6 protein-coding genes and 1 pseudogene are annotated in these 6,851 nt (G+C 63.5%); 3 read left to right on the top strand and 4 right to left on the bottom strand.

Annotated features, from left to right (window positions below):
- The 3 genes and pseudogenes from NZM16_RS13940 to NZM16_RS00605 all read right to left on the bottom strand — a co-directional run.
- Positions 1-192 (bottom strand): annotated as a pseudogene (locus NZM16_RS13940) (hypothetical protein); the annotation flags it as partial.
- A gap of 277 nt (positions 193-469) precedes the next feature.
- The gene (locus tag NZM16_RS00610) at positions 470-1,288 is read right to left on the bottom strand and encodes a hypothetical protein (RefSeq protein WP_295452438.1); all 819 of its coding nucleotides are present in this window, start codon (positions 1,286-1,288) and stop codon (positions 470-472) included.
- Between the two features lie 347 nt (positions 1,289-1,635).
- Positions 1,636-2,328 carry a Crp/Fnr family transcriptional regulator gene (locus NZM16_RS00605; RefSeq protein ID WP_295452435.1) on the bottom strand — a complete coding sequence of 231 codons (693 nt, stop codon included), beginning with the start codon at positions 2,326-2,328 and terminating at the stop codon, positions 1,636-1,638.
- 530 nt (positions 2,329-2,858) lie between these two features.
- On the opposite strand from NZM16_RS00605, the gene hisG reads away from it, so the two are divergent.
- The 3 genes from hisG to hisB are packed head-to-tail and all read left to right on the top strand — an operon-like array spanning position 2,859 to position 5,612.
- A complete protein-coding gene (hisG, locus tag NZM16_RS00600; protein ID WP_295477775.1) occupies positions 2,859-3,869 on the top strand; it encodes an ATP phosphoribosyltransferase in 1,011 nt (336 codons plus the stop codon).
- Between the two features lie 56 nt (positions 3,870-3,925).
- Positions 3,926-5,029, top strand: a complete 1,104-nt coding sequence (hisC, locus tag NZM16_RS00595; protein WP_295477771.1) for a histidinol-phosphate transaminase — start codon at positions 3,926-3,928, stop codon at positions 5,027-5,029.
- Positions 5,016-5,612, top strand: a complete 597-nt coding sequence (gene hisB / locus NZM16_RS00590; protein ID WP_295452428.1) for an imidazoleglycerol-phosphate dehydratase HisB — start codon at positions 5,016-5,018, stop codon at positions 5,610-5,612. The genes hisC and hisB overlap by 14 nt, the downstream gene beginning before the upstream one ends.
- A gap of 281 nt (positions 5,613-5,893) precedes the next feature.
- On the opposite strand, the gene NZM16_RS00585 is transcribed toward hisB, so the two are convergent.
- A complete protein-coding gene (locus NZM16_RS00585; protein WP_295477768.1) occupies positions 5,894-6,169 on the bottom strand; it encodes a hypothetical protein in 276 nt (91 codons plus the stop codon).
- Positions 6,170-6,851: the final 682 nt, after the last annotated feature.

Genomic DNA, 6,851 nt, shown 5'->3' with positions numbered 1-6,851 from the left:
CCCCAGTTGATAACTGGACAAAGCAATAGTTTTGCTCCGCTGTCGACCCAGGGTTGGAGATGGCGGGGTGAGGAGCCTCGCCGCCCACCATCCCTGATAAAGAAAAATCCCCAGGGTCGCCAGGATCGTTCCGGGGACGCCCGCCAAGAGATACCCGATGAACGTCGCCGTGGTGAGGACTGGTCCAGGGGTTACCTAACCGAATGGCGATATGCGCAGCCGGCCCATCGAAGGTCGCGAAGCCCAGTCACAGGAAGAACTTCAGCACCTCCAGCGCTGGACCAGAAGGCAGCCTTTTAGAACTCTCCATCCCTCTCCTGCTCCTCAGGCGAAAAGGCTCTGTTGCAAACCCGGGGATTGGAGTGGCGGGGCGGGTAGCTAAGCCACCCGCCTTGCCACTCCAACGTTCCTCCTCAGGCCGCGAAGCGGCATGGGGAGATGGGCAAAGTCCCAAAATCCCTGGCAAGGATCACTGGGTAGGGGGATGATAAGACCATCCTGAGCCCTCTGGATCCAGCTCCCAGATCCCCCCATCTGGCGCCTGGATGAACCATACGTTATATCGTTCCCGCGCTGTCCCCTGAACCCGGGTGGTGAACCCCTGTTCCGGCCGAAGCGCCCAGCCCAGGCGATCCCGGACCTCCGGGTCATTCCGCCATACGAGGCCGAACCCTCGAATCGGCTGAAACCGCCCCGGTGGAGGAGTCAGGGTCGGATCATATTCCGGCATCCCCTCCTCAAACAGATCAACGAACACCCGCCAGCGGCGCACATGCTCATCAGCAAAGAGCACCAGGATCTCATCGCGGTCCTGGATCCAGATCATATGGCCACGCTCAAAAGGCTGATCGGCGGCAAAGGAGACAAGGGGAGGGCCGGATGGACATTCCGCTGGAGCGGGCGAGAAAAACCACGAATCCGGACATTGTCGAAGAGGCAGACGCCGATTACGGTAGACATAAACACCGGAGGCATCGAAAACGAACAGCATATATTCCAGCGGCCGACGCAGATCCGCTGGAGCGGTCAGGATTCGGGAGCCGGTTGGCGAAACCGGAACGCCTTGGAGCAGCCGACCCTCAGACAGCGGATACAGCCAGGCCTCAGCGGCTCCAGTGGACTCCCATGTCAACGTGAAAGCCTCCCCTGGCATGATCGTTTCGGGATCGGCTCGAAAGGATCGAATCTCAAGGCCTGAAGCCGCAGGCGAAGCGGAGGGCGTTGGGGAGGCTTCGGATGTCACAGTCCCATAGGTCGGCGTGCCCTGCAGATCCGGAGTCGCTGGCACCGCACTCCCCTCCGGAACCCGTGGGGAAGGGGATAAACGAACCCCAGCCGGCACTGTCCGCGTGGGGGTAGAGGCCATCCCGCGCCCACAGGCTGCTATTAAAAATATAACGCCCCAGGCGGGAAGGCTCCTCAGAATACCATGGGGTTGTTGCATTTCAACCTCCCGGGTAGCGCTAAGCGATCCCGTATGCCCACCCACACCTATGAATGGAAGCTTGGATAGGAGCGCTGGCCATCCGGCACCTCATCGGAAACCTTGACTGCTCCATCCGACATGCATGGCGGCCCACCTGCTTTCCAAAATCTCCCGCAGAAGGGGTGGCAGATCTATGGCGTGAGGGATCTTTAAGGCTCTTCCTGACGGGCGAGATCCTGCAATGCCTTCAGGTCGCGAATCAGGATATACCCGCCCCGTTCCGTGCGGATCCACCCCGCGCGGGTCCATCGGCTCAGGATGCGGATCGCGGTCTCCAGCGTGGTCCCCGCCATGCGGGCGATATCCTCCCGCGAGAGCGGAACGGTGATCCAGACGCCCTGAGGATCATGACGCCCCGCCCGCTCTGCCAAAGTCAACAACACGTAAGCGATGCGATTCTCTACTTTCTCGAGGATCAGAGAGCGAATCGACATCGCATGTTCCAGCCGCCGCCCCAACATCTGTAGCAAGCGGACGGCGACCTGCGGGTAACGCTCAAGGAGCTCCAGATAGGCGGACCGGGGAATGCGCAAGACGGTCACAGGGGTGGCGGCTTGAGCGGTGGCGGGATTGCGGCTCAGCAAGAGGGTCGCACCCCCGAACACCTCACCTGGACCCAGGAGCTCAAGAATCACCTCCTTGCCAGGGGATGCATGCCGGAGCATGCGCACTCGCCCCTTCGCCACAATCCAGACAGCATCCGCCTCATCTCCCTGATGGAAAATGTAATGCTCCGCCGGAAAGGAGAGAAGCTCCGTCCAGTGGCCGATCTCATGATAGGCTTCCTCATCCAGACCGCTGAACAAAGGAACTGACCGTAAGGCATCCAGAAGCGTGCTCATAACCCCCGAACCTTGTCTGGATTTCAGGAGCTGCACAGCCAACTTTTCTTTCGGGGGCAGGGCTGGGGGCCAAAGGGCCCGAGCCCTGCCCCCGAAAGATGTTTTCTCCTCTTCCCCTACGGCCCGGCGGGCTGTGGGGAAGGAAGAGAAGAGAAGCGATGGCCCCTCTGAAACTCCCAAGGGGCTTCCGCTCTCCAAATCCCCAATGCATAACGGGTCCAAGCACCATCTCCCTCCATCCCAAGTTTATGCCGAAAATCTCTTCTAGCTCCGCCTCGTGGGGCGAAGTAAAGAGCCGTGGAAGCCGGCGGGTTGCTTTCGGTGATCCGCCTGTCCCCAATTCCGGAAAGGATCCAGCGTTTTCCTTCCCACATCATAATGGCGCCCAGCGCCTCTCCTACGCGCACTGCGGGTTGAGTAGAATTAAATTCATAGCCGCCGGCGTAACTCCTGAATTTAGAATGAGGAGGGAAAGCTTGTCTGCTCTCAACCCTTTGCGATCGATCGGAAGGAGCTCTCAAGAGATCCGATTGGCTTTGCCCAGCAAAGGACGCCTGGAGGAACCGACCCTTGCCTTCCTCTCGGCCTGCGGCCTGACGGTGGAGAAGGCCAATCCCCGGCAGTATGTCGCCCGGATCCCGGCGTTGCCCGGGGTCACCGTGCTCTTCCAGCGGGCCGGAGATATCCCCCTAAGCGTGCGCGACGGCGGGGTGGATTTCGGCATCACGGGCTACGATGTGGTGATGGAGCGCCTGGACCACGACCCCCAGGTGTTGATCCTGCACGAGGCCCTCAACTACGGCCACTGCGATCTCGTCCTGGCGGTCCCCGAAGCCTGGCCGATCGAAACCGTGGACGAGCTGGCCGCCCTGGCCCAATCCCGCGCCCGGGAAGGACACCCGCTTCGGATCGCCACCCGCTTCACGAACCTGGTGAGCCGCTTCCTGAGGGAACGCGGGATCGCGGAATTCCACCTGGTAGTCTCTGAGGGCACCCTGGAGGTGGCCCCCAGCATCGGCTATGCGGATCTCATCGCCGATCTGACCACCACCGGGACGACGCTGCACGACAACCGGCTGAAGCCGTTGCGGGACGGTGTGATCCTCCACGCCCAGGCCTGCCTGATCGCCAACCGCGAGGCGCTGACCGCCCGCCCCGGGGTCCTGGAGGTGGCTCGCCAGCTGGTGGAGTTCTTCGAGGCCCATCTGCGCGCCGAGGGCCACTATATGCTCTTCGCCAACATGCGGGGGGAATCGGCGGAAGCCATCGCCCATCGCCTCTTCACGCAGACCGATCTGGGCGGCCTCCAGGGGCCTACCATCTCCCGCGTCTACGTCCGCGAGGAAGACCCCGGATGGTTCGCAATCCATATCATCGTGCGGAAGGATCGCCTGAACGAAGCGATCCGGCAGCTGCGGACCATCGGGGGCAGCGGGGTGGTGGTCGCCCCGGTGACCTATATCTTCGAGGAAGAGCCCCCTCGATGGCAACGGGTGCTGGAGCAGCTGAAGGGATCCCCCGGCAGCCCCGATCGCGCTTGAGGGCAGCGAAGTCCATCAGCGGCCGTTTTCCCAAACCTCACCCGGGAGGCATCTCCGTGATCGAACGCTGGCTACGCCCGGACCTTCGAGAGCAGTTGACCTACAGCATGGCGGTCTCGCCGGAGGAGCTGGCGGCGGCTTATGGGGTATCCCCGGATCGCCTGATCCGGCTTCATGCGAACGAGAACGCTTACGGTTTCTCCCCGCGGGTATCCGCTGCCCTGACCCAAGGGGCATGGCATCAGTATCCCGACCCGCAGGGAAGGACGCTGCGCCAGGCGCTGGCCGAATACACCGGGTTCGGCCCGGAGTGGATCGCCCTGGGGAACGGCGCCGACGACGTGATCGACCTCCTGGCCCGCCTCCTGGTCGGGCCCGGACGCGCCGCCCTGATCGTGGAGCCCACCTTCGAAATGTATGCCCTCTCCGTCCGCTGGCATGGCGGGGAAGTCCTCACCCTCCATCGGGATGAGGCCTTCGGTATCCCGCGGACGGAGCTCCTTGAAGCCGTCCGCCGCCATCGCCCCGCCGCCGTCTTTCTGGCCTCCCCCAACAACCCGGACGGCCGACTGCTCCCGGAGGAGATCCTGAGGGACCTGCTCGCGGAGGACGTGATGGTGATCGTGGACGAGGCCTACTTCGAGTTCGCTGGCCACACCTTCGCCCCCTGGCTTCCGCAACACCCTAACCTGGTTATCATACGGACCTTCAGCAAGTGGGCGGGGCTGGCGGCCCTCCGGATGGGTTACGCCCTGATGCACCCGGACCTGGTCCGGGCATATGATGCCGTGCGGCCGCCGTTCAACGTGAACCTGGCTGCTCAACAGGCCGCCCTCGCCTCCCTCGAGGATCGAGGTTATCTCCTGGCCAACGTCGCGCGGCTGGTGGCGGAACGGGAGCGGCTCTACCAGGCGCTACAGGAGTTCCCTTTCCTTCGGCCCCTCCCCAGCCAGACCAACTTCCTCCTATGCCGGGTGGTCGGCGGGGACGCCCATCGCCTTTGGGAAGCCCTCCTGCGACGTGGGATCCTGATCCGCCGTTACCCCTCGCCGCCCCTGCGGGATTACCTTCGGATCTCCGTCGGGCGGCCGGAGCACACCGAGGCCCTGCTGGCCGCCCTGTCGGAAATCGCCCAGGAGGTCCCCCATGGGGCCCCGTGAAGCCCGGCGCCAGCGGCGCACTGCGGAAACCGCGGTCGAGATCTTCCTGCGGCTGGACGGACAGGGGAAGGCGCGGGTGGAAACCGGCATCGGCTTCCTGGACCATCTGCTGCACCACCTGGCGGTCCACGGGCTCTTCGACCTGGAGGTGCAGGCCCGCGGGGATCTGCACATCGATCCCCATCACACCACGGAGGATGTCGCCATCGTGCTGGGGCAGGCCCTGGATGAGGCGCTGGGGGATCGACGGGGGATCGTGCGGATGGGACACGCGTGGGTGCCGATGGACGAGGCCCTGGCCTTTGTGGCCGTGGATCTCTCCGGGCGGCCCTACGCGGTGCTGGACCTGGCCTTCAGCGGCCCGGCGGTCGGGGCGCTGCCCACGTCCCTGATCCCGCATTTCCTGGAAACCCTGGCCGTCCACGCCCGGATGAACCTGCACGCCCGGCTGCTCTACGGGCGGGACGATCACCATCGGGCGGAGGCGCTCTTCAAGGCGCTGGGCCGCGCCCTGGACATGGCCGTGCGCCTGGATCCCCGCCGACGGGATATCCCTTCGACGAAAGGCACCCTCGGGCCGTAGGATCGGGGAGAGCGACCCAGCATGCCGAAGCGAGGCGATCACCTCCCCGTTTCAGGCAGAGGTCGCGCGGTTTGTCTTCTCGGAAATACAGCGTTTCAGTCCCCGAATAGCCCCAAGAGCGACGAGGAGGAGAGGTCCGGGGAAAAGGAGCCCGTAAAGTCGTGCCGCATCGAAGGTTTTGGGAGTGGGTGGGGCTGCCGAAGGCGGCCTCGCCTGCCCCCAAACCTTCCCCGAGAGAGAGGCTGCAAGTTAGCCCAAAATCCAAATCGCTCCGCCGCTCCTCAGAACGCTGGCACCCGGATGAAGTGGACTCCCCGCGCCGCCCCCACCCGCTCCAGCGCCCGCTTCAGCCGCCCCGAAACGAAAATCATCGGCGTCCCTTCCCCCCGCACCAGCTCCGACCGCAGCGCCTCCCGAAAAATGATTGGCCTTCGATCCTCGCCTTCCGGCTCCTCCCACCACGTCTGCTCCTCATCCGGCGCAACCAGCTCCCGCACCACGTTCAGGGCACAGCGGGGCCAAAAGTCCTCCCCTATCTTGTGGTGCACCACCCGCAAAGGCTACCCGATCCCGCATCACGCAGCGGTAGCGGTGGGTATCCCACGCCGTCCATCCGTAATCGATGACCTTCAGGGCCACCACCGCGCCCGCGAGGAGGAGCGGCATCACTGGAATGCGTCCCTCCTCATCCACGCAGCACGAGGGTTGTTATAGACACACGCATACCGCTTCAGGGCGGCCGCGGCGGCGACAAGGACCTTCGGGGGATGAGTTGCCATGTGCATGCACATACCGGTTGACAGCCCAGGGATAGCTTAGCTCCAGCACCAAACGGTCCAACCACAGCCAACAGCCCGGGATCGAACTCCATCCTCGCCACTACTTCATATCCCTTTTATTTCAATCGATCAATACACCCAAGCAACAACCTCCCAGTTCGTTTCTCTTCGATTGGGGCGTCTATGTGACCTTTTATCAGCCATACAAGCAGATCGCATGGATTCAGAAATACAGTAAAGATTCGCCCATCGTCTGCCCGAAAGCGTCGGGGGAAGATCCTCAGCTCCCCTTCCATTCTCTTCATACGCCTCGAACGGCTCGATCACGATCCCCTTCGCCCGCCAGAGCCCCCCCCGCCCCTGCTTCAATCGCGCCATACGCAGACACAGGACCCACCGCCAGCCAGAAATGCCAGGCCGAGTGGGGCCCTCAAAGGCCGGCCGGTGGTGGGGGGGCCTC

Origin of the sequence: Thermoflexus sp. (assembly GCF_025055495.1) — a bacterium.
Taxonomy (GTDB): domain Bacteria; phylum Chloroflexota; class Anaerolineae; order Thermoflexales; family Thermoflexaceae; genus Thermoflexus.
This window is presented reverse-complemented; position numbering and strand designations above follow the sequence as displayed.

Excerpts from the sequence above, each read along its gene's own strand:
- NZM16_RS00605 (WP_295452435.1), bottom strand. The coding sequence starts at position 2,328 with ATGAGCACGCTTCTGGATGCCTTACGGTCAGTTCCTTTGTTCAGCGGT.
- hisB (WP_295452428.1), top strand. The coding sequence starts at position 5,016 with ATGGGGCCCCGTGAAGCCCGGCGCCAGCGGCGCACTGCGGAAACCGCG.